This is a genomic window from Lutibacter sp. (assembly GCF_041596795.1).
Taxonomy (GTDB): Bacteria; Bacteroidota; Bacteroidia; order Flavobacteriales; family Flavobacteriaceae; genus Lutibacter.
Genome location: NZ_JBFHHX010000256.1, coordinates 1 through 2,383, shown reverse-complemented (window position 1 = coordinate 2,383; position 2,383 = coordinate 1). Strand labels below are relative to the sequence as shown.

Genomic DNA, 2,383 nt, shown 5'->3' with positions numbered 1-2,383 from the left:
GTTGGCTTTAAAATTGCTATTGTTTGATCTACAATTGGCTGTAAATTTAATTTTTCTGGGTTAAATGTAATTTGTCCTGTTTGAGATTTTGCCCAATTTAGTAGATTGTCAAGTAATGCAAGTGTATTTACTGCTGCAGAATTTATATGATCACTAAATTTTACAATTTTTGCAGTTTCTAAATCTTTAGCATTGGTTTTTAATAGGTTAGAGAAACCTAAAATAGTATTAAATGGACTTCTTAAATCGTGTGCAATAATGGAGAAAAGTTTGTTTGTAGTTGTATTTAATTTTTTTAATTCGTCATTTTTTTTGCGTAATTGTGTGTAGAATAGGTATATAAATACCGCAACTAAAATTACAAATATAATTATGAAAACCATTAAAACCTGATAGCTACGTTGTTCTTTAATTTTTAAGGTATTTACTTCATTCTCTTTTTTGTCTGTTTTTTTCATCTAATTCATGAAAAGCTTGTAATTGCTCTATTTGAACATCTGCTTCGCCATATAAGATTAAATCTTGTAATTCAATTTGTTGATTTTTATAAAAGATAGCTTCTTTAAAATTATTGGTATTTGAATAAATTTCGGCTAGTTTTGAATAAATTTCTAATTCATTTTTCTTGAAGTTATTTGATAAAGCTATTACAAGACCTTCATTCAATTCTTCAATTCCTTTTTCAAAATTTCCTGTTTTAATAGCGCATAAACCTAAGTACATGTATACACTAGGCTTACTATGTAGGCTTAAAACACCATTTTTTATATCTAAAGAGTTGTTTAAATGCGTTTCAGCAAGCAGGTAATTTCCTTTTAAATATTCTAATTTTCCTAAAAGACTATACACGTTGGTAACACCGTATACTGATTTGTTTTTAGTTCTAATTTCAAGAAGCATAGTAATATACTTGTTAGCTTCGTCAAAATTCCCAAGTTCTAAATTTAATTTTGCAATTTGCTCATAACAAATAGCAATACCGTCGGTAATACCATCGGCAGCTGCTAATATCTGGTATTTATTTAGAGATTCTTGAAAGTAATGCATTGCTTTTTCTGAATTTCTTAAATCAGCATGAATTTGACCTAACAAATAGGATGCCCAAGCGTCACCTTCACTATAGTTAGCTTTGCTATAATTTAACCTAGATTTAATAAAATACTCAATGGCTCTACTGTAAACTCCGTTCACTCTAAAAATTGTTCCAATCATTGAGTATGTTGCCCCAATAGTTTTATAATTTTTAGATAATTGGCAATAATATAGCGCTTCATTAAAGGTTTCAAGTGCTTGTTTTGTATTGGTTAATCTATATTGATTTTTACCTTTTGCATATAAAATTTCTCCTCTATACCAATTATCTTCAAGCTCTATTGATAGGAGTAGAGCTTTATCAAAATATAATTGTGTGTTGTGTATATTTTCGGAATTAACATTCAACTTTCCTAAAACAAAAAGCGAACGCATTTCTAAAGATTTATTCTCTAATTGTTGAGATTCTGACAAACAAGATTTGGCTATTTCAATTGCTTTTTTATTATCTGAATTAATCAAATCTAGCGCATTTTCTAAACGTAGATTTATTTTTTCTTTTTTTGCTTTATGTTGTAAATCAATACTTTGGGCAATTATAGTTGTTTCCTTTTTAAAATTGTTAAAAACAAAGTATAACAGTAATGATATGAGTAGTGTGGTTAATAATGTTAAAAAGAGTTTTTTCTTTGGCATTAGGGGTATAGTTTGTTATTTCATTGTTATGAAATAAGTTGAGGTTGATCTGATCAACATTTTATTTCTATAAATATAAACAAATTTACAAATATTTTTAATAACATTAACGCCACGTAATTAGTTAAGATTAGCAACAAAATATTTACTAAATATGTATAAAAATTTGAAATTATTGAATTTTAGAGATTGTTATAATTTTAAAAACCAAAAGAACAGTTTTAGCCAAAATGTATTTTTCTGCAATGTAAAAATTAATAAAAAATACATGGTAATTGTTTTAATATTATATGTAAAATTTATAGTAGCCTTTTCAGAAAATAGATTTTTAAAATATGACTTTTGTTATATAAATATCAAATTATGCTAGTTTCATTGCTTTTACTTGTTATAAAACTTTATATTTAAGCATTAATTTTAAAAATAATTAATTTATGTTTTGGTTTCATCCCAGTTTAGAACAATTAGAAAATCAAATTAAAACATTAGAATATAACCCCAAATTGGTTTTTTATGGAAGTTCTACATTTACCCTATGGAGTGAGTTAAGTACTATTTTTAAAAAACATAATCCTTTAAATTTAGGTTTTGGAGGATCTACTTTAGCTGCTTGTACGTGGTTTTTCGATCGTGTTTTTGCAAATATTGAAAATGT

The 2,383-nt window shown here is 26.1% G+C and carries 2 protein-coding genes and 1 pseudogene; 1 reads left to right on the top strand and 2 read right to left on the bottom strand.

All coding sequences use genetic code 11. The features are described from left to right. On the bottom strand, positions 1 to 458 hold a 458-nt coding region (locus ABY298_RS16045; protein ID WP_372747051.1), incomplete at its 3' end, for a sensor histidine kinase. Then, the gene (locus ABY298_RS16040; protein ID WP_372747050.1) at positions 430 to 1,728 is read right to left on the bottom strand and encodes a tetratricopeptide repeat protein; all 1,299 of its coding nucleotides are present in this window, start codon (positions 1,726 to 1,728) and stop codon (positions 430 to 432) included. The genes ABY298_RS16045 and ABY298_RS16040, both read right to left, overlap by 29 nt. Positions 1,729 to 2,162: 434 nt before the next feature. Here ABY298_RS16040 and ABY298_RS16035 point away from each other — a divergent pair. Continuing rightward, positions 2,163 to 2,383 (top strand): annotated as a pseudogene (locus ABY298_RS16035) (GDSL family lipase); the annotation flags it as partial.